This is a genomic window from Mesorhizobium sp. M2E.F.Ca.ET.209.01.1.1, from assembly GCF_004010375.2.
Classification (GTDB): Bacteria; Pseudomonadota; Alphaproteobacteria; order Rhizobiales; family Rhizobiaceae; genus Mesorhizobium.
Window position 1 is genome coordinate 1 of record NZ_SADP02000689.1, and the last position, 332, is coordinate 332.

The 332-nt window shown below is 72.3% G+C and carries 1 protein-coding gene; it reads left to right on the forward strand.

Annotated features, from left to right (window positions below):
- Positions 1-332 (forward strand): NAD(P)H-dependent glycerol-3-phosphate dehydrogenase (locus EN852_RS37455; protein ID WP_348643538.1); only part of this gene is annotated, 332 nt, incomplete at both ends.

Consider the following 332-nt stretch of genomic DNA (forward strand, 5'->3'; position numbering starts at 1 on the left):
GCCCGGCGTTCCGCGCCTATACCGGCGACGACATGGTCGGTGCCGAGCTGGGCGGCGCGATGAAGAACGTGCTGGCCGTGGCCACCGGCGTGGCCGATGGCATGCAGCTGGGCCTCAACGCCCGTGCCGGCCTGATCACCCGTGGCCTCAACGAGATGCTGCGCCTGGCCGCTGCGATCGGCGCCAAGCCGGAAACGCTGATGGGCCTGGCCGGCCTCGGCGATCTGGTGCTGACCTGCACCGGCGACCTGTCGCGCAACCGTCGCCTGGGCCTGGCCCTGGGCCGCGGCCAGACGCTGCAGGATGCCGTGCGCGAAATCGGCCAGGTGGTC